This is a genomic window from Bacillus sp. FSL R5-0523 (assembly GCF_037975295.1).
In the GTDB taxonomy this organism is placed as follows: Bacteria; Bacillota; Bacilli; order Bacillales; family Bacillaceae; genus Bacillus; species Bacillus subtilis.
This window is the reverse complement of the sequence record NZ_CP150251.1, coordinates 2,646,030-2,665,519: the sequence shown is the minus strand read 5'-3', so window position 1 is coordinate 2,665,519 and position 19,490 is coordinate 2,646,030. Positions and strand designations below refer to the sequence as shown.

Genomic DNA, 19,490 nt, shown 5'->3' with positions numbered 1-19,490 from the left:
ACTAATCATAAACGTGTGCAAAGAGGTGTAGAGGGTGAAACGATTCAGCACGGCGTATCTTTTGCTGGGCATTCTTTGCTCAGCGGCAGTATTTTTAATAGGAGCTCCTTCCCGCGCACTTGGCGCGGAAGTGGAGCACTATGAGCCGCTGCAGGTGCATGTGCAGCTTGAAAAGGTGTATTTGGACGGCGATGTCAGCATTGAGCATAAGCATGAAAAAGTGTTTTCTATGGATGATTTTTGGGTAGCTTATGCCGGGTGGACGCTTGTGGAACAAAAAAAGGGATATGTGCTCTTCCGGAAGCAAATGGACGATATATCTCCGCTCAGCAAGGTCAACGGGTATATCGGTGTATCGGATAATGGAGTGATTTCCACTTTTCATGGGCGGCCTGAGCCAGCTTCCGAACCAATTCAGTCTTTTTTTCAAATTGATTTAGAAAGGCTGGAAAGCCATATGCAAAAAAATCTGCTGAAAGGCATTCCATTTCGGACAAAAGCGGAGTTTGAGGATGTCATCGAACATATGAAGACATACAGCGGGTAACGTCCGCTGATTGAAGACATGTATTCATGTCTTTTTTTTCGTGAAGAATGAGAGAGAAGCGAACATATGTTAACTTTTCTATAAGACTTTGGCTGTTTTTATGGTACAATGAAGAACAGTCAAAGAGGTGAATTTGCGTGATTGAATTTGTTAAAGGGACGATTGATTATGTATCTCCCCAATATATTGTCATAGAGAACGGCGGCATCGGCTATCAGATTTTCACGCCGAATCCGTTTATATATAAGGAGAGAAGCCAAGAAACGATTTTTACATACCATCATATCAGAGAGGATGCTTTTTCGCTTTACGGTTTTTCAACAAGAGAGGAGAAGGCGCTCTTTACAAAGCTGTTAAACGTGACCGGAATTGGCCCGAAAGGAGCACTTGCCATCTTGGGCTCGGGTGATCCCGGAGCGGTCATCCAAGCAATTGAAAATGAAGATGAAGCTTTTTTGGTCAAGTTTCCTGGAGTAGGAAAGAAAACCGCACGCCAGATTATTCTAGATTTAAAAGGAAAGCTGGCAGATGTTGTGCCTGAAATGATTGAAAATCTGTTTAATCATGAAGAAAGGCTTGAAAAGCAAACAGCGGAAACGGCTCTTGAAGAAGCACTTGAAGCCCTCAGGGTTCTCGGATATGCTGAAAAAGAAATCAAAAAGGTGCTTCCTCACCTTAAAGAAGAAATTGGGCTGACAACAGACCAATATGTGAAAAAAGCATTACAAAAACTATTAAAGTAAGGTGATGTTCATGGATGAACGGCTCGTCTCAAGTGAAGCAGACAACCATGAATCAGTGATAGAGCAGAGCCTGAGGCCACAAAATCTGGCACAGTATATCGGGCAGCATAAGGTAAAAGAAAATTTGCGCGTGTTTATAGATGCGGCGAAAATGAGACAGGAGACGCTGGATCATGTTCTTCTGTACGGGCCGCCCGGACTCGGAAAAACAACGCTTGCTTCGATTGTTGCTAATGAAATGGGCGTGGAATTGCGGACGACATCAGGGCCTGCGATTGAAAGGCCTGGTGATTTGGCTGCTATATTAACGGCGCTGGAACCGGGAGATGTATTATTTATTGATGAAATACATAGGCTGCACAGATCGATCGAAGAGGTGCTTTATCCTGCAATGGAAGACTTTTGCCTTGACATTGTGATTGGCAAAGGCCCATCTGCCCGCTCGGTTCGGCTCGACCTCCCGCCTTTTACGCTGGTGGGGGCCACGACGAGGGTGGGGCTTTTGACGGCTCCTTTAAGAGACAGATTCGGCGTCATGTCTCGCCTTGAGTACTATACACAAGAAGAACTGGCGGATATTGTCACAAGAACCGCTGATGTATTCGAGGTTGAGATTGATAAACCGTCGGCTCTTGAAATTGCAAGAAGATCGAGAGGGACGCCCCGCGTGGCGAACCGCCTGCTGAGAAGGGTGCGCGATTTCGCACAAGTGCTGGGTGACAGCAGGATTACAGAAGACATTTCGCAGAATGCGCTGGAGCGGCTTCAGGTTGACCGCCTCGGTTTGGATCATATTGATCATAAGCTGCTGATGGGCATGATCGAAAAATTCAATGGCGGCCCAGTAGGCCTTGATACGATATCAGCTACCATCGGCGAGGAATCGCATACGATTGAAGACGTATATGAACCATATTTGCTGCAAATTGGATTTATACAAAGAACGCCGCGTGGAAGGATCGTGACACCGGCCGTTTATCATCATTTCCAAATGGAGGCTCCCCGATATGACTGAATTTCCTAAGATCATCATGATTCTTGGTGCTGTTTTGCTTATTATCGGAGCAGTTTTGCATTTTGTTGGCAAGATGCCGGGAGATATTTTTGTAAAAAAAGGAAATGTCACGTTTTTCTTCCCGGTTGTCACTTGTATTATTATAAGTGTGGTATTATCAATTTTGCTTAATCTTTTTGGCAGAATGAAATAACAAAAGACTAGAATAAAGGTGAAATCATCATGAAAGTCGATTTATTTGATTTTGAACTACCAGAACGTTTAATTGCACAAGTACCGTTGGAGCAGCGTGATGCTTCAAGGCTGATGGTGCTCGATAAACATACAGGAGAGCTTACTGACAGCTCGTTTAAACACATTATCAGCTTCTTTAACGAAGGCGATTGTCTAGTCCTGAACAATACCCGGGTACTGCCTGCGCGGTTATTCGGCACAAAAGAGGATACCGGCGCGAAAGTGGAACTTCTTTTGCTGAAACAGGAAACCGGTGATAAATGGGAAACACTTGCCAAACCTGCGAAACGGGTGAAAAAAGGAACTGTTGTCACATTTGGAGACGGAAGATTGAAGGCAATCTGCACGGAAGAGCTTGAGCACGGCGGCAGAAAGATGGAATTTCAATATGACGGTATTTTCTACGAGGTGCTTGAATCCCTTGGAGAGATGCCGCTCCCTCCATATATCAAAGAACAGCTTGATGACAAAGAGCGCTACCAGACAGTGTATTCAAAAGAAATCGGCTCTGCTGCTGCGCCTACAGCTGGCCTTCACTTCACGGAAGAAATCTTACAGCAGCTGAAAGACAAAGGCGTGCAAATTGAGTTCATCACACTGCACGTAGGCCTTGGAACGTTTCGCCCTGTGAGTGCCGATGAAGTGGAAGAGCATAATATGCATGCAGAGTTTTATCAAATGTCAGAAGAAACGGCTGCAGCCTTAAACAAAGTAAGAGAAAATGGCGGTCGGATCATTTCTGTCGGCACGACCTCGACACGCACGCTTGAGACGATTGCCGGGGAACATGACGGGCAATTTAAAGCATCAAGCGGCTGGACATCTATTTTTATTTATCCGGGCTATGAATTTAAAGCCATTGACGGAATGATTACAAACTTCCATTTGCCGAAATCGTCATTGATTATGCTGGTCAGCGCGCTTGCTGGAAGAGAAAATATTCTGCGTGCCTATAACCATGCAGTGGAAGAGGAATACCGTTTCTTCAGCTTCGGAGACGCGATGCTGATTATATAATTTGAGAACAGGAGGCCTCATCAAAAGTGGCTGAACAACCAATACGCTATGAATTTATAAAAGAATGCAAACAAACAGGAGCGCGGCTGGGCAAAGTGCATACGCCTCACGGCTCCTTTGAAACGCCGGTTTTTATGCCGGTCGGCACACTAGCGACAGTCAAAACAATGTCGCCTGAAGAGCTGAAAGCAATGGATGCAGGCATCATTTTGAGCAACACTTATCATCTATGGCTTCGTCCGGGTCAAGACATTGTCAAAGAAGCGGGCGGGCTCCATAAATTTATGAACTGGGACCGCGCAATTTTAACAGATTCAGGCGGTTTTCAGGTCTTTTCTTTAAGCAAGTTTCGTAATATAGAGGAAGAGGGTGTCCATTTCCGCAATCATCTAAATGGAGACAAGCTGTTTTTATCTCCGGAAAAAGCGATGGAGATCCAAAACGCACTCGGCTCTGATATTATGATGGCATTTGATGAATGCCCGCCATACCCGGCGGAGTACGACTACATGAAGAGGTCAGTTGAACGGACAAGCCGTTGGGCGGAACGTTGCCTGAATGCCCACAATCGTCAGGATGAACAAGGGCTGTTTGGTATTGTACAAGGCGGAGAATATGAAGATCTGCGGACACAAAGTGCGAAGGACTTGATTTCCCTTGATTTTCCGGGATATGCTATAGGCGGATTGTCTGTAGGTGAACCGAAGGATGTCATGAACCGTGTACTCGAATTTACAACACCACTCTTGCCGAAGGATAAACCGAGATATCTGATGGGAGTAGGTTCTCCGGATGCACTGATCGACGGAGCGATCCGCGGGGTCGATATGTTTGACTGTGTGCTGCCTACACGGATTGCAAGAAACGGCACAGTGTTTACTGCTGAAGGACGACTCAATATGAAAAATGCGAAATTTGAAAGAGACTTCCGTCCGATTGATGAAGAGTGTGATTGCTATACATGTAAAAACTACACTCGCGCGTACATTAGGCACTTGATTCGCTGTAATGAAACATTCGGCCTTCGATTAACAACTTACCATAACCTTCATTTTCTGTTACACTTAATGGAGCAGGTAAGACAGGCTATTCGCGAGGATCGTCTGGGTGATTTCAGAGAAGAGTTCTTTGAGCGTTACGGCTATAACAAGCCAAATGCGAAAAGCTTCTAAATAAACATAACAGGCTTACAGAAAGGGGTGAAAATGATGACTGGCACTTTAGGTACATTGGTTCCTATTATTTTAATGTTTGCGGTCCTTTACTTCTTGCTGATTCGTCCTCAGCAAAAGCAGCAAAAGGCTGTACGCCAAATGCAAGAGGAACTGAAAAAAGGCGATTCAGTAGTGACAATCGGGGGATTGCACGGTACTGTTGACTCTATCGACGAAAGCAAAGTCGTAATTAAGACTGGTGATAACACACGTCTTACGTTCGACCGCCGCGCGATCAGAGAAGTTTCTGCTGCTGAATAACAGCAGGAGCTATACATAGCAAACAAAAAAGAGCGGGCAAGTGAGCCCGCTCTTTTTTTATGTGGAAGACCTGTTTCCCCTTATGTTCACGCCGAAAATCCCGCCCAGCATGCACACCCCTAAAAATCCCAGATGGAAGATCAGCTGTTCTGCTGTAAATGTCTTTCCGAATCCTAAATACTGAAACAATAAGATAATCAGAGAAAAACTTATGGCAGTCAATGCTCCAATCATCCAGCCTCTTTCCTTGCCTTTCCCGCCTGAAATGAACCCGCCGATAAATAAAGAGAGAAATGAGATAGCTGTGATCAGCCAGTTAAATGATGATTCTTCCAGCGAGGTAGCGGTCAATAAAAGTGAAACCGCCAAACTTGTCAGGAGCATGGCTGAAAATATGGCGATTAAGCCGTAAAGAATGCCTTTTCCAACTTGTTTCGTTTCCTCCATGATTGTCTCCTCTCTGCCTGTATTAAAAGGCTTCTGTTCTTTTTGTTCAAAACCGTCAGACATGCTGATGGCTCGTCTTTGTAAAAATGTATTCCCTTATCCCATGAATTAGACGTAAAAGCTTTGTGAAATGCAATCGGTTTTTCTTACATAAATTGATCATTTTGTTGCAACCTATAATGAGTTGGAGGTGCATGATGGAAGAGCTTCTCACTATTGCGTTTCGCACAGTCGTATTGTATTTTGTGATATTGATCATTTTTCGTCTCATGGGCAAACGGGAGATCGGAGAGCTTAGTATTTTAGATCTCGTTGTCTTTATCATGATGGCTGAAATTGCCGTTTTAGCCATAGAAAACGTAGACGATCATCTATTTCATACCATTTTGCCCATGCTTGTATTAATGATCATTCAAGTGACTTTGGCATACTTTTCTTTAAAAAACCGAAAAGTCCGCCAGCTTCTTGACGGTAAGCCGACCATAATTATCAAATATGGAAAAATTGACGAAGACGCCATGAAATCACAGCGTTATAATTTTGATGATTTAATGGTTCAGCTCAGAGAAAATAGCATCGACAGAGTAGCTGACGTATCATTTGCCATTTTAGAGCCGTCGGGCAAACTGACTATTGTTAAGAAAGAAAACAGCGGAGAGCATCGACAGCTCGAAATGCCGCTCATTATAGACGGCTTCATTCAAACAGAAAACCTGTCCAGAATCAGTAAAGATAAAAAATGGCTGCTCGAAAGTTTGCAAAAACACGGATACACAAACCCTTCAGATATTTCTTTTTGCTCGTTTACAGACGGAGAATTATTTATTGATGAAAAAGATGGGCACCGCCCGTGACCGTTATCGGACGATTAGACGTCCGATAATGGGAATGCGGCGAAGCTCATCTTTTTTAATTAAACGGAAAACGAGCAGGAGGATTATATAAATGGCGGCGCTCACCGCAATCCATCCGGCTAGATTGACAGCCTCAGATGCTCCAAAGCTTATATATTGTTTGATGGCGGAGCTGATAAATCCGCAAATTACAATAACAGCGAAGCTGAGCGCATACTCCTTGATTTTGATGCTGATCGGCAGCACTTTGCTTACGGTTGCTGCGTGCAATAGCGTGACGAGCACCATGCCTGTCACAATGGCTAATGCCGCGCCCATAATGCCAAGAGAAGGCCTTGTGGCAAGGACAAAAATAAGGCCTGTTTTGACAAGCGCTCCGATTAAGCTGTTCATCATCGCAGCTCCAGCCAAATTAAGCGCCTGCAGCACAGCTTGAAGCGGGCCTTGGAAATAATAAAGCAGAAAAAACGGGGCCATTACTTTTATAAATACAGCTGCGCCTGAGGAACCGTACATCACTCTCATCAGCTCATCTGCAAATACAAATAAAATAACAACTGAAATGCCCCCGCTGAGCAGACAGAGACGCATCGCCTGTTCCAAGCGGTATTCCACCACCTGCAATTTTTTCTGCTCCATTCCTTCACTGATCGCAGGAACAAGCGCGGTCGACAAAGAATATGTAATAAAGCTGGGCAGAGTCAGCAGCGTCATGGCAAAGCCGGTCAGTTCCCCGTATTGCTTTGTTGCGGCAACTGTTGCCACACCGGCGATGGCAAGGCTTTGAGCGACGACGATTGGCTCGAAAAACCAAGAGAGGTTTCCGATAAAGCGGCTCCCGGTTGTTGGAAGGGACACGCTCATTAATTGGGTAAAGGTTTGTTTTCCGTTTTTAATTGACTGGAAAAAATGCTTTCTGATTTTAATTGTCTTTTTATACTTAAAGCAAACGAATAAATAAAGAAGTGATGCCAGCTCCCCTGCCACTGAGGATAGCATTGCCCCCGCTGCAGCATATTCAATTCCGTAAGGGAGAAAAATCGTTGTGCAGACAGCCACGAGTGAAATGCGGACGACCTGTTCAAGGACTTGTGACATAGCTAGCGGGTTCATATTCTGTTTTCCTTGAAAGTATCCCCTCAGCACACTCGATATAGCAATAATCGGCACAACCGGCGTAATGGCCAAGAGCGGATACAGTGTTCGCTTATCTGTCAGCATCGTTTCAGCCATAACCGGGGCGAAAAACAGAAACAGCGGTGTAAAGATGAGGCTGAGCACTCCCGTGATGGTCAGAGACATGACTAAAATATTTTTCGTTTTTTGATGATCTCCGCGCGCACTGGCTTCAGCGACTAGCTTGCTGATCGCGACCGGCAGACCGAATTGAGTTAATGTAGTGGCCAAGAAGAAGGTAGGCGCTGCCATCATGTAAAGCCCGACTCCTTCTTCACCGATAAAACGGGCGATAACCACCCGGTTGACAAACCCGAGCATTCTTGTAACCATTCCTGCTGCGATAAGGATAAGAGTGCCCTTTAAAAACGTCTGTTTCGCCATTTTTACCCCCTGCCTTCTCAAACTACCTGGAATCATATACAATAAAGATATGCGTATATGTCGTCCAAGCATGACAAGTCTTCTTGAAAAACAATAAAAAAGGAGCGTGGAATTCGTGGAGAAGCATCCAGCCGATCTATATAAAGACCACGTCAGGCCGTTTCTTTACAGCAAACTGGAAGAGTTTAAGATTCTCGGGTATGATGATGTTGAACTCGAAAGTTTGTGGTCATACTTAACAGATAAGAAGTGGAAAAAGAAAACGGAACTGAACATTTATGAACTGGCGAGTGATATTTTATCAGTGAAAATTGGCGAATTTATGAACTATGCAACCGTTGAGTCATTTAAAACGTCTAATTGGCTGGGCAGTGAAGAGGGCCAGGAAGCATTGGAAGAACTGCTGAGATAGCAGGTTGATTCGCACAGGTTTAAGGGAGGATATACATAATGAAAAAAGGACGCTTGATTGCGTTTTTCCTTTTCGTTCTATTGATCGGCACGGGCTTGGGCTACTTTACGAAGCCTGCCGCTAACAATATTACATTAGGATTGGATTTGCAAGGCGGATTTGAGGTGCTGTATGATGTACAGCCTGTAAAAAAAGGTGACAAAATCACAAAAGACGTTCTGGTCAGCACAGTAGAGGCATTGAACCGCCGGGCCAATGTTCTCGGTGTCAGCGAACCGAACATCCAAATTGAAGGGAATAACCGGATTCGCGTTCAGCTCGCAGGTGTGACAAACCAAAACAGAGCGCGTGAAATTCTGGCGACTGAAGCGCAGCTTTCTTTCAGAGATACGAATGACAAAGAATTGCTGAATGGCTCTGACCTCGTCGAAAACGGAGCTAAACAAACGTATGACGCCAAAACAAATGAACCGATTGTCAGCATTAAACTGAAAGATGCTGATAAATTCGGCGAAGTGACCAAAAAGGTCATGAAAATGGCGCCAAACAACCAGCTTGTTATTTGGATGGATTATGAAAAAGGGGACTCCTTTAAAAAAGAGGTTCAAAAAGAGCACCCTAAATATGTATCCGCCCCAAATGTAAGTCAGGAATTAAACACAACTGACGTTACAATTGAAGGGCAATTTACGGTTCAAGAAGCAAAAGATTTAGCCAGCATTTTAAACGCAGGCGCACTTCCTGTGAAACTGACTGAAAAATATTCAACATCAGTAGGTGCACAATTCGGCCAGCAGGCTCTCCATGATACGGTGTTTGCCGGTATTGTCGGTATCGCAATTATTTTCTTATTTATGCTTTTCTATTACCGTCTGCCGGGATTAATCGCGGTGATTACGCTATCTGTTTATATCTACATTACACTCCAGATCTTTGACTGGATGAATGCCGTACTCACGCTTCCGGGAATTGCCGCTCTCATTTTAGGTGTCGGGATGGCTGTTGACGCCAACATTATTACCTATGAGCGGATTAAAGAAGAGCTCAAGCTAGGAAAGTCAGTCCGCTCTGCCTTCCGTTCAGGAAACAGACGGTCATTTGCGACGATTTTTGATGCGAATATTACAACCATTATTGCAGCGGTTGTGCTCTTTATCTTTGGGACAAGCTCTGTTAAAGGGTTTGCGACAATGCTGATCCTATCGATTTTGACAAGCTTTATCACTGCCGTTTTCTTATCGAGATTTCTCCTCGCTCTCCTTGTGGAAAGCAGATGGCTTGATCGGAAAAAAGGCTGGTTTGGTGTCAATAAGAAACATATCATGGATATTCAGGATACGGATGAAAATACAGAGCCGCATACGCCATTCCAAAAATGGGATTTCACGAGCAAACGCAAATACTTCTTTATTTTCTCCAGTGCGGTCACGGTTGCCGGGATTATTATCCTGCTTGTGTTCAGGCTGAATCTTGGCATTGACTTTGCAAGCGGTGCACGGATTGAAGTACAAAGCGACCATAAGCTGACGACAGAGCAAGTTGAAAAGGATTTTGAATCTCTGGGTATGGACCCTGATACTGTAGTTCTGTCAGGCGAAAAGAGCAATATCGGTGTTGCCCGTTTTGTCGGGGTGCCAGATAAAGAAACCATAGCAAAAGTAAAAACATATTTTAAAGACAAATACGGATCTGAGCCAAATGTCAGCACAGTTTCACCGACAGTCGGTAAGGAACTGGCAAGAAATGCGCTGTACGCAGTTGCTATAGCTTCTATTGGCATCATTATTTACGTTTCAATCCGATTCGAATACAAAATGGCGATTGCTGCTATCGCCTCATTGCTATATGACGCATTCTTTATCGTCACGTTCTTCAGTATTACAAGGCTTGAGGTAGATGTTACGTTCATCGCGGCCATCTTGACGATAATCGGGTATTCCATTAACGATACAATCGTTACATTTGACAGGGTCCGCGAGCATATGAAAAAGCGCAAGCCGAAAACATTTGCCGATCTGAACCATATTGTAAACCTGAGCCTGCAGCAAACCTTTACACGTTCAATTAACACTGTATTAACTGTTGTGATTGTTGTTGTGACATTGCTGATCTTTGGAGCATCTTCTATTACTAACTTCTCAATTGCTTTATTGGTCGGGCTGTTAACAGGCGTTTATTCTTCTCTATACATTGCCGCACAAATTTGGCTTGCATGGAAAGGAAGAGAACTGAAAAAAGATTCGGCGCAATAAAAAATATCAGGCTGTCCTCTGCAGGGCAGCCTGTTTTTTGAAGTTTCATTGAACTTAAAATAGACATTTGCTATAATGACATACGCTTACATTTAAACATATATATGGTGTTAAAAGTGTTTATGACTGGTTTTCAGATATGTAGGAGGGTTTATATATGAGGGTTCGCGAATCAGAGCTGCCGGGCATAGGACAAAAAGTTGAAATGATTACTAGAAACCGTGATAAAATTTCAATTATCATTCATCATGACGGACGGAGAGAGCTTTACTATTTTGACGAAAACGACCATGAGGAATGTGTTGCCTCCGTGCAGTTTGATGACGCTGAAGCAAGGCAAATGTCTGCAATTCTTGGCGGAATGGCCTATAAACCGAAAGCATTAGAACAGGTCGAGTCAGCCCTTGATGATTTGATTATAGAGTGGTGTAAAGCAGAGGCGGGAGCGCCTGCCATTCATCAGACGATTGGTGAGTTGAATGTGGGTCAGGAATATCATGTGACGGTCATTGCAATTGTTAAAAAGAATCAGGATAAACAACTGAATCCGAGCTCTGAAACAGTCATTGACGAAGGCGATACACTTGTGATTTCCGGTGAGGGAACCGGACTGAAGAGGCTGATCCGGGAAAAATTAACAGCAAAGGGAGCTTAACCTAGTGTTAAGCAATGTTTAAAACCAGTCTTGATGGGGAAAGTTACCTCAATAAGAAGTTTGGGGGAAAAGAGAATGAATAAACAATGGACCATTATTTTCGCACTTATTTTCACCTTAATTGTCGCTATTTTCGCAGTCATTAATGTTCGATCCGTAGAAGTTGATTACCTGTTTGGAAGATCAGAATGGCCGCTCATTCTTGTTATTTTGGGCTCAGTTTTAATGGGAGCGCTGATCGTATTTTCTGTCGGCATTTTTCAGGTAATGAAATTGAAGCGGGAAATAAAAACACTGCGGAAAGAAAATAGAACGGCAATACATAAACAAGAGGATACTCATCTTGCTGATCAGACTGACACACAGGATGCATCAGCCTTGATTGAGAAAAAAGACTAGTTTTCGAATATTATTTGAAACCCCTCAGCCTGCTCTAGTATAATAGGGTGGTTGAGGGGTGAATTTATGTTAGCGTCAAAAATGCGATGGGAAATCCAGCGACCAGATCAGGATAAGGTCAAATCACTCACAGAACAATTGCATATAACACCTCTTGTTGCGTCCCTGCTTGTAAAAAGAGGCTTTGATACGGCAGAAAGCGCTAGGCTGTTTTTACATACAAAGGATGCCGATTTTTATGATCCTTTTGAAATGAAAGGCATGAAAGAAGCGGCAGATCGAATAAAGCAGGCGATTTCACAACAAGAAAAGATTATGATATATGGCGATTATGACGCCGATGGGGTTACAAGTACGTCAGTCATGCTTCACACGCTGCAAAAACTGTCGGCTCAAGTTGATTTTTATATACCTGACCGTTTTAAAGAAGGATATGGACCTAATGAACAGGCGTTTCGTTCGATTAAAGAACGGGGCTTCTCTTTGATCATTACGGTTGATACAGGAATTGCCGCTGTGCATGAAGCGAAGGTGGCAAAGGAACTCGGACTGGATGTCATCATTACCGATCATCATGAACCGGGACCGGAGCTTCCGGATGTCCATGCGATCGTCCACCCGAAGCAGCCTGGCTGCACTTACCCGTTTAAGGAGCTTGCCGGGGTTGGAGTCGCGTTTAAGCTTGCCCACGCTTTATTGGGTGAACTTCCTGATGAACTGCTTGACCTGGCGGCTATCGGCACCATTGCCGATCTAGTCCCGCTGCATGACGAAAACAGATTAATTGCAACACTAGGACTTGAAAGGCTTCGACGGACAAACCGGCTCGGCTTAAAAGAGCTGATTAAGCTGTCAGGCGGAGACATCGGAGAAGCGAACGAAGAAACTGTCGGATTTCAGCTCGCACCAAGGCTGAATGCCGTCGGAAGAATCGAACAGGCGGATCCCGCTGTTCATTTGCTTATGTCAGAGGATTCGTTTGAAGCGGAAGAGCTTGCCGCAGAAATTGATCAGCTGAACAAAGAGCGCCAAAAAATGGTCAGCAAAATGACGGATGAAGCGATTGAAATGGTTGAACAGCAAGGGCTCGATCAAACTGCAATTGTCGTGGCCAAAGCCGGATGGAACCCGGGAGTCGTCGGGATTGTGGCTTCAAAGCTTGTGGACCGTTTCTACCGACCGGCCATTGTTCTTGGCATTGATGAAGAAAAGGGAATCGCTAAAGGTTCGGCCCGAAGCATCAGAGGATTTAATTTATTTGAGAGCCTTTCTGAATGCAGAGATATTCTTCCTCATTTCGGCGGCCATCCAATGGCTGCGGGGATGACGCTGAAAGTCGAAGATGTGCCGGATTTGCGAAGCAGGCTGAATGTAATAGCGGACAATACGCTTACGGAAGAGGATTTTATTCCCGTACAGGAAGTCGATCTTGTCTGCGGCGTCGAAGACATTACAGTTGAAAGCATCGCAGAAATGAACATGCTGTCTCCTTTTGGCATGCTGAACCCGAAACCGCACGTTCTCGTAGAAAACGCAGTACTGGAAGATGTCCGCAAGATAGGGGCAAATAAAACTCATGTCAAAATGACGATCAGAAATGAGTCGTCCCAGCTTGATTGCGTCGGTTTTAATAAAGGCGAGCTTGAAGAAGGCATTGTACCGGGTTCAAGAATTTCCATTGTCGGTGAGATGTCAATCAACGAATGGAACAATCGAAAAAAGCCGCAGCTTATGATAAAGGATGCCGCTGTTTCTGAATGGCAGCTGTTTGATTTAAGGGGAAAACGGACGTGGGAAGACACAGTTTCAGCCCTTCCATCTGCTAAACGGGCCATTGTCTCTTTCAAAGAAGACTCAACAACACTGCTTCAAACTGAAGACCTTCGCCGAGAAGTGCACGTCATCAGTTCTGAAGATCAAGCAAAGGCGTTTGACCTCGATGGTGCATATATTGTATTACTGGATCCGCCGCCTTCGTTGGACATGCTCGCACGTTTGCTGGAAGGCAAGGCGCCTGAGCGGATATATTTTATTTTTCTCAATCATGAGGACCACTTTTTATCAACTTTTCCCGCAAGAGACCACTTTAAATGGTATTATGCGTTCTTGCTGAAAAGAGGCGCTTTTGACGTGAAAAAACACGGTTCAGAGCTTGCAAAACATAAAGGCTGGTCTGTTGAAACAATCAATTTCATGACAAAGGTGTTTTTTGATCTCGGTTTTGTTAAAATAGAGAATGGTGTGCTGTCTGTTGTGAGCGGAGCAAAGAAGCGCGACTTAACAGACTCACAAACATATCAGGCGAAACAGCAGCTGATGGAACTGGATCAAAAGCTGAATTATTCTTCTGCTGAAGAGCTGAAGGAATGGCTGAATAAGCTGATGAAACAAGATTCAGAGGCTTATGAAAGTACGAGGAGGACATAAAACAGATGGATTTAAAACAATACGTAACAATTGTACCGGATTACCCGAAAGAGGGCGTGCAATTTAAAGATATTACGACACTGATGGATAAAGGCGATGTATACCGCTATGCCACAGATCAAATTGTTGAATATGCGAAAGAAAAGCAAATTGATTTGGTCGTTGGCCCTGAAGCGCGCGGCTTTATTATCGGCTGTCCCGTTGCTTACGCGCTTGGCGTAGGATTTGCGCCGGTCCGCAAAGAAGGCAAGTTGCCTCGTGAAGTAATCAAAGTGGATTATGGCTTGGAATACGGAAAAGACGTATTAACGATCCACAAAGATGCGATTAAGCCTGGTCAGCGTGTGCTTATTACAGATGACCTGCTTGCGACAGGCGGCACAATTGAAGCGACAATCAAACTTGTTGAAGAACTTGGCGGCGTTGTTGCTGGTATCGCTTTCTTAATCGAGCTTTCTTACCTTGATGGCAGAAATAAGCTCGAAGATTACGACATCTTAACATTGATGAAATACTAAGGATAACCGCATAACGAAAAAGCACTCCATGTCAGGGTGCTTTTTTCCTATTGTTTTGCATTTATTTTATATAATATTTGGCTATTTGAACTTCTGCTCTTTACATCTTTCGTTTTTTTCTTGATAATAAACTACAATACAGTTTACATTTTAAAAAAGGTGATTCCATGGCGAACGAACAAGTATTGACTGCCGAGCAAGTTATAGATAAAGCGCGCAGCTATCTATCTGATGAGCATATCGCATTTGTCGAAAAAGCATATCTGTACGCTGAAGATGCTCATCGCGAGCAATACCGCAAATCGGGCGAGCCATATATTATTCATCCGATTCAGGTTGCGGGGATTCTCGTCGATCTTGAAATGGACCCTTCCACAATCGCGGGCGGATTTTTGCACGATGTCGTGGAAGATACAGATGTGACGCTCGATGACCTGAAAGAAGCATTTTCCGAAGAAGTGGCAATGCTTGTAGACGGCGTAACGAAACTCGGCAAAATTAAATATAAATCTCAAGAGGAACAGCAGGCGGAAAATCATCGCAAAATGTTTGTCGCTATGGCTCAAGATATCAGGGTCATATTGATCAAGCTGGCGGATCGTCTTCACAATATGCGGACACTGAAACATCTGCCTCAGGAAAAACAGCGGAGAATCTCCAATGAAACGCTGGAAATTTTTGCTCCTTTGGCGCATCGTCTCGGGATTTCAAAAATTAAGTGGGAATTGGAAGATACGGCGCTCCGTTATTTGAACCCTCAGCAATATTACAGAATTGTCAACCTCATGAAGAAGAAACGTGCAGAACGTGAGCTTTATGTTGATGAGGTAGTCAATGAAGTGAAGAAACGTGTCGAAGAAGTAAATATCAAGGCTGACTTCTCGGGACGTCCGAAACATATTTACAGCATTTATCGAAAAATGGTGCTGCAAAATAAGCAATTCAATGAAATTTACGATTTGCTGGCTGTCCGTATTCTTGTGAATAGCATAAAGGACTGCTACGCGGTGCTTGGCATCATTCACACATGCTGGAAACCGATGCCCGGCAGATTCAAAGATTATATCGCAATGCCGAAGCCGAATATGTATCAATCGCTTCATACAACGGTTATTGGGCCTAAAGGCGATCCGCTTGAAGTGCAGATCCGCACCTTTGAAATGCATGAAATAGCGGAATACGGGGTTGCGGCTCACTGGGCTTATAAAGAAGGGAAAGCAGCCAATGAAGGTGCAACCTTTGAGAAAAAGCTTTCTTGGTTCCGTGAAATTTTAGAATTTCAAAATGAATCGACAGATGCAGAAGAATTTATGGAATCGCTCAAAATTGATTTGTTCTCTGACATGGTGTATGTCTTTACGCCAAAAGGAGATGTAATCGAGCTTCCGTCCGGTTCTGTTCCGATTGACTTTTCTTACCGGATTCACTCTGAAATCGGCAATAAAACAATCGGTGCCAAAGTAAACGGAAAAATGGTTACGCTTGACCATAAGCTTCGGACAGGTGATATCGTTGAAATTCTCACCTCTAAGCATTCCTACGGTCCGAGCCAGGATTGGGTGAAGCTTGCCCAAACATCCCAAGCGAAGCATAAAATCCGTCAATTCTTTAAGAAACAGCGGCGTGAAGAAAATGTCGAAAAAGGCCGTGAGCTGGTCGAAAAAGAAATTAAAAACTTGGATTTTGAATTGAAGGATGTTTTAACGCCGGAGAATATTCAAAAGGTTGCTGACAAATTTAATTTCTCAAATGAAGAGGATATGTACGCGGCGGTCGGTTACAACGGCATCACGGCTCTGCAGGTGGCGAACCGCCTAACAGAAAAAGAGAGAAAGCAGCGCGATCAGGAAGAACAGGAAAAGATCGTTCAGGAAGTTACTGGGGAACCTAAGCCGTACCCGCAAGGAAGAAAACGGGAAGCTGGCGTTCGTGTCAAGGGCATCGACAATCTCCTTGTCCGTTTATCAAAATGCTGCAATCCTGTGCCAGGTGATGATATTGTCGGCTTTATCACAAAAGGCAGAGGGGTTTCGGTCCATCGCGAAGACTGTCCGAATGTCAAAACGAATGAAGCCCAAGAGCGGCTGATCCCGGTAGAGTGGGAGCATGAGTCACAGGTTCAAAAGCGCAAGGAATACAATGTTGAGATAGAGATTCTTGGGTATGACCGCCGCGGATTGCTGAACGAAGTGCTGCAGGCAGTGAATGAAACGAAAACAAATATTTCATCTGTCTCTGGCAAATCGGATCGCAATAAAGTGGCAACCATTCATATGGCGATTTTTATTCAGAATATCAATCACTTGCACAAAGTCGTCGAGCGTATTAAACAGATTAGAGATATCTATTCTGTGCGCCGCGTCATGAACTAAAGGGGTTAGAAAATGAGATTAGTTGTTCAGCGAGTAACAGAAGCAAGCGTTACAGTGGACGAAGAGGTCGTCGGCCAAATTGGACAAGGCCTCATGGTGCTGGTCGGCATCACTCATGATGATACAGAAGATGATGCAGCTTATTTAGCCGATAAAGTTGTCAATCTCCGTATTTTCGATGACAGTGAAGGAAAAATGAATCTGTCTCTTGTAGATATAGGAGGAGAGATTTTATCCGTCTCACAGTTTACGCTTTATGGAGATACGAAAAAAGGGCGCCGGCCGAACTACATGAACGCGGCCAAACCTGATAAAGCTTTAGGTCTTTATGAAAAATGGAATGACCTGCTTCGTGAAAAAGGAATCAAAGTGGAGACCGGAACGTTTGGAGCAATGATGGATGTTCAGCTTACAAACTCCGGACCGGTTACGCTCATTATGGATTCAAAATAAAAAAAGCTGCCAAAAGGCAGCTTTTTTTATTGGAAGTATTTCTCTAATCCGCTTTCGATCCCATCTGTTACTTTTTCTTGGTATGAATTGCTATGTACAATGGCTTCTTCCTGCGGATGGCTTACATATCCCAGCTCGTACAGCATAGCGGGCTGTCTGTTTTCCCGGAGCACATAATAATCTCCGAATAATACGCCGCGGTCTGGAATGGAAGAACGCTTCACCACTTCTGAGTGGACATCTGATGCGAGTTCCTGATCTTTGGCAGGACTGTAGTAATATGCTGTACTGCCTCTTGTAGAGGTATCCGCATAGCTGTCATAATGAATGCTGATAAAGGCGTCAGCGTTGCGGTAGTGAGACGTAGAGACCCGTGACTGCAGGCTGACAAAGGTATCATCCTGGCGTGTCACATATACATCCGCGCCAGCCGATCTGAGTTTGCTTGCGAGCAGTTTTGCCGTTTTGATCGTCAGGTTTTTCTCGAATTTCCCCGAATACCCGATCGTTCCGCTGTCTTTTCCTCCATGTCCCGGGTCAACAATAATCGTTTTATTGTTTAGAGAGCCGTTTCCAGACGGGGAATCAGAGACTGGCGGTTCACCTGCTTCTTCTGCGCTTTTAGACGTTTGGACCACCCAATTGGCTACATAAGCAGTTTGCCCGTTATCAAGCTTTATTTCATACCAGCTTCCCTTTGAACCGGTAATGGTGTATGAATCTCCTTTGGCAGCGCGCTCAACGATCGAAGCTGATGTTGACGCATCACTTCTTAGATTCGTTCCTCCGTACATGATATAGGCTTTTTTAGCGGAGGGTGAACTGCCGGCATTTGCTGAATCATCAGCTGGAACAGAACTAGTCAAAAGGTAATGGCTTGCAACCCAGCCTTTTAGCCCGTTCACCTCAATGTGAGCCCAGCCATTTTTCTCGTTGAGAACCGTCAGTTTCGTTCCGCGATCAAGTTTTGTTATAATTGCCGCGTCATGTGAGGCGGAGGCTCTTACATTTAGCGAAGAAACACCGACTGTGCCCGTCGTTGACGCACCGGAATCCCCGGTTTGGTCACTCTCATCAGACGCTGAACTGCTGCCTCCTGATGTGACATATTCAGATGATACCCATCCGGTGGCACTGTGATAGGATATCTTGATCCAGCCCGAATCTTTATCAATGACAGATGCTTGGCTGCCTTGCGGGAATTTGCCGATGACTTCGTAGGAAGTGCCCGGGCCGCTTCTCATCCGCAGATCGGGGTCTGTTGATGTCACAGTGTCACTGCTTCCTGAGGAGCTTGTGCTGGCCTGGTCTTCCTTTGTAATAAGCCAGGAGACTACCCAGCCCTTTTCTCCGGAACCAAGCTGTATCTGCACCCAGTCTCCATCTTCCTTTAAAATCGGATAGCGTTCTCCCTTTTTTACTTCCGCTGTAATGCCGTAGCTAAGCCCAGGGCCGCTTCTGACGTTCATTTCATCTGTTGCGATGATCGCTTCTCCTTGAGCAGCTGTAACGGATGAAAAGGTCGGGAATAGCGCTGCGGTGAAAATAATACATACAATAAGGACAAAGTATTTCTTGTTCATTGTGTCCTCCTTTCTGATGATCATTAAAAAAGCATTCTTGTTTAATATCGTAAAGTCCTTTCTGATTTTTAAATAAAAATAAAATGATTTGTTTATACTAAGCGTAAATACAATCAAAAAGGTGTGCAAATCATGAAATATCATCCAAAAATGGGACGTGCATTTCACGACGGTGAAGCGAATCTGCATTACAGCGATCACGCAGATCCCGATACGACTGGTTATCTTACGGAAACAGCATCTGAATTTGGTCTTATGTCCAAAGAAGCAGCGCTGAGGAAAAACAACCGGAATAAAGCTTGACAGAGAACCCCAATCCCATTATTATAATAGAAATTGAGTACATAGCAAATGATGAAAGATTTGAACCAATAATGGAGAAGAGTAGGTCAGATTGCATGATTAGAGAGGAACCCGCCCCAGGCTGAAAGCGGATCCCATTGCGTCTTTCTCGAAACAACACTCCGGAGGTTTCCTGCTGAACGCGTGAATAACGCCATTAGGCAGTGAACGTGAACCTGCGTTAA

At 44.4% G+C, this 19,490-nt stretch carries 20 protein-coding genes and 1 other annotated feature (1 of these 21 only partly in view); of the genes, 17 read left to right on the top strand and 3 right to left on the bottom strand.

Annotation, left to right across the window (positions count from 1 at the left end; all coding sequences use genetic code 11):
• Nucleotides 1-34 precede the first annotated feature (34 nt).
• The 7 genes from bofC (at nucleotide 35) to yajC (ending at nucleotide 5,031) form a co-directional block, all read left to right on the top strand.
• Nucleotides 35-547 (top strand): sporulation cell-cell signaling protein BofC, encoded by a 513-nt coding sequence (bofC, locus tag NYE53_RS13720; RefSeq protein ID WP_339245159.1) that lies wholly within the window; start codon nucleotides 35-37, stop codon nucleotides 545-547.
• 137 nt (nucleotides 548-684) lie between these two features.
• Nucleotides 685-1,290 (top strand): Holliday junction branch migration protein RuvA, encoded by a 606-nt coding sequence (gene ruvA / locus NYE53_RS13715; RefSeq protein WP_003229717.1) that lies wholly within the window; start codon nucleotides 685-687, stop codon nucleotides 1,288-1,290.
• Nucleotides 1,291-1,300: 10 nt separating this feature from the next.
• Nucleotides 1,301-2,305, top strand: a complete 1,005-nt coding sequence (ruvB, locus tag NYE53_RS13710) for a Holliday junction branch migration DNA helicase RuvB (protein WP_003229718.1) — start codon at nucleotides 1,301-1,303, stop codon at nucleotides 2,303-2,305.
• Nucleotides 2,298-2,498, top strand: coding sequence for a DUF2905 domain-containing protein (locus NYE53_RS13705; protein WP_003222669.1), 201 nt, complete (start codon nucleotides 2,298-2,300; stop codon nucleotides 2,496-2,498). The genes ruvB and NYE53_RS13705 overlap by 8 nt, the downstream gene beginning before the upstream one ends.
• Nucleotides 2,499-2,527: 29 nt before the next feature.
• Nucleotides 2,528-3,556, top strand: coding sequence for a tRNA preQ1(34) S-adenosylmethionine ribosyltransferase-isomerase QueA (queA, locus tag NYE53_RS13700; RefSeq protein ID WP_003229723.1), 1,029 nt, complete (start codon nucleotides 2,528-2,530; stop codon nucleotides 3,554-3,556).
• 26 nt (nucleotides 3,557-3,582) lie between these two features.
• Nucleotides 3,583-4,728: a tRNA guanosine(34) transglycosylase Tgt gene (gene tgt / locus NYE53_RS13695; protein WP_003229725.1), complete on the top strand. Its 1,146-nt coding sequence runs from the start codon at nucleotides 3,583-3,585 to the stop codon at nucleotides 4,726-4,728.
• A 36-nt stretch (nucleotides 4,729-4,764) separates the two neighbouring features.
• Nucleotides 4,765-5,031 (top strand): preprotein translocase subunit YajC, encoded by a 267-nt coding sequence (gene yajC, locus NYE53_RS13690; RefSeq protein WP_004398708.1) that lies wholly within the window; start codon nucleotides 4,765-4,767, stop codon nucleotides 5,029-5,031.
• Between the two features lie 57 nt (nucleotides 5,032-5,088).
• Here yajC and NYE53_RS13685 read toward each other — a convergent pair whose 3' ends face one another.
• Nucleotides 5,089-5,478 (bottom strand): TIGR04086 family membrane protein, encoded by a 390-nt coding sequence (locus tag NYE53_RS13685; RefSeq protein ID WP_251187560.1) that lies wholly within the window; start codon nucleotides 5,476-5,478, stop codon nucleotides 5,089-5,091.
• 197 nt (nucleotides 5,479-5,675) lie between these two features.
• Here NYE53_RS13685 and NYE53_RS13680 point away from each other — a divergent pair, with 197 nt between their 5' ends.
• Nucleotides 5,676-6,332 carry a DUF421 domain-containing protein gene (locus tag NYE53_RS13680; RefSeq protein WP_015483509.1) on the top strand — a complete coding sequence of 219 codons (657 nt, stop codon included), beginning with the start codon at nucleotides 5,676-5,678 and terminating at the stop codon, nucleotides 6,330-6,332.
• A 3-nt stretch (nucleotides 6,333-6,335) separates the two neighbouring features.
• Here the strand turns inward: NYE53_RS13680 and spoVB are convergent, their stop codons facing one another.
• Nucleotides 6,336-7,892 carry a stage V sporulation protein B gene (spoVB, locus tag NYE53_RS13675; protein WP_015251562.1) on the bottom strand — a complete coding sequence of 519 codons (1,557 nt, stop codon included), beginning with the start codon at nucleotides 7,890-7,892 and terminating at the stop codon, nucleotides 6,336-6,338.
• 115 nt (nucleotides 7,893-8,007) lie between these two features.
• Here spoVB and comN point away from each other — a divergent pair, with 115 nt between their 5' ends.
• The 8 genes from comN to dtd all read left to right on the top strand — a co-directional run bounded on the left by comN (nucleotide 8,008) and on the right by dtd (nucleotide 17,380).
• Nucleotides 8,008-8,304, top strand: coding sequence for a post-transcriptional regulator ComN (gene comN / locus NYE53_RS13670; protein WP_003229735.1), 297 nt, complete (start codon nucleotides 8,008-8,010; stop codon nucleotides 8,302-8,304).
• 38 nt (nucleotides 8,305-8,342) lie between these two features.
• A complete protein-coding gene (secDF, locus tag NYE53_RS13665) occupies nucleotides 8,343-10,556 on the top strand; it encodes a protein translocase subunit SecDF (RefSeq protein ID WP_015714442.1) in 2,214 nt (737 codons plus the stop codon).
• A 157-nt stretch (nucleotides 10,557-10,713) separates the two neighbouring features.
• Nucleotides 10,714-11,211 carry a cation:proton antiporter regulatory subunit gene (locus tag NYE53_RS13660; protein ID WP_047182962.1) on the top strand — a complete coding sequence of 166 codons (498 nt, stop codon included), beginning with the start codon at nucleotides 10,714-10,716 and terminating at the stop codon, nucleotides 11,209-11,211.
• A gap of 75 nt (nucleotides 11,212-11,286) precedes the next feature.
• On the top strand, nucleotides 11,287-11,610 hold the full coding sequence (locus NYE53_RS13655) for a lipopolysaccharide assembly LapA domain-containing protein (RefSeq protein ID WP_339245155.1): 324 nt from the start codon (nucleotides 11,287-11,289) through the stop codon (nucleotides 11,608-11,610).
• A 66-nt stretch (nucleotides 11,611-11,676) separates the two neighbouring features.
• Nucleotides 11,677-14,037 (top strand): single-stranded-DNA-specific exonuclease RecJ, encoded by a 2,361-nt coding sequence (recJ, locus tag NYE53_RS13650; protein WP_339245152.1) that lies wholly within the window; start codon nucleotides 11,677-11,679, stop codon nucleotides 14,035-14,037.
• Nucleotides 14,038-14,042: 5 nt separating this feature from the next.
• Entirely contained in the window at nucleotides 14,043-14,555 is a 513-nt protein-coding gene (locus NYE53_RS13645; RefSeq protein WP_003229745.1) for an adenine phosphoribosyltransferase, read from the top strand.
• Between the two features lie 167 nt (nucleotides 14,556-14,722).
• Nucleotides 14,723-16,927, top strand: coding sequence for a GTP diphosphokinase (relA, locus tag NYE53_RS13640; RefSeq protein ID WP_003229747.1), 2,205 nt, complete (start codon nucleotides 14,723-14,725; stop codon nucleotides 16,925-16,927).
• Nucleotides 16,928-16,939: 12 nt separating this feature from the next.
• Nucleotides 16,940-17,380 (top strand): D-aminoacyl-tRNA deacylase, encoded by a 441-nt coding sequence (dtd, locus tag NYE53_RS13635; protein ID WP_004398689.1) that lies wholly within the window; start codon nucleotides 16,940-16,942, stop codon nucleotides 17,378-17,380.
• Between the two features lie 26 nt (nucleotides 17,381-17,406).
• Here the strand turns inward: dtd and NYE53_RS13630 are convergent, their stop codons facing one another.
• Nucleotides 17,407-18,963 (bottom strand): SH3 domain-containing protein, encoded by a 1,557-nt coding sequence (locus NYE53_RS13630; RefSeq protein ID WP_339245150.1) that lies wholly within the window; start codon nucleotides 18,961-18,963, stop codon nucleotides 17,407-17,409.
• Between the two features lie 132 nt (nucleotides 18,964-19,095).
• Between NYE53_RS13630 and NYE53_RS13625 the strand changes: the two genes are divergently transcribed.
• Nucleotides 19,096-19,266, top strand: a complete 171-nt coding sequence (locus NYE53_RS13625; protein ID WP_004399157.1) for a YrzK family protein — start codon at nucleotides 19,096-19,098, stop codon at nucleotides 19,264-19,266.
• A 59-nt stretch (nucleotides 19,267-19,325) separates the two neighbouring features.
• Nucleotides 19,326-19,490, top strand: a binding site (T-box leader); it runs 68 nt beyond the window's last position.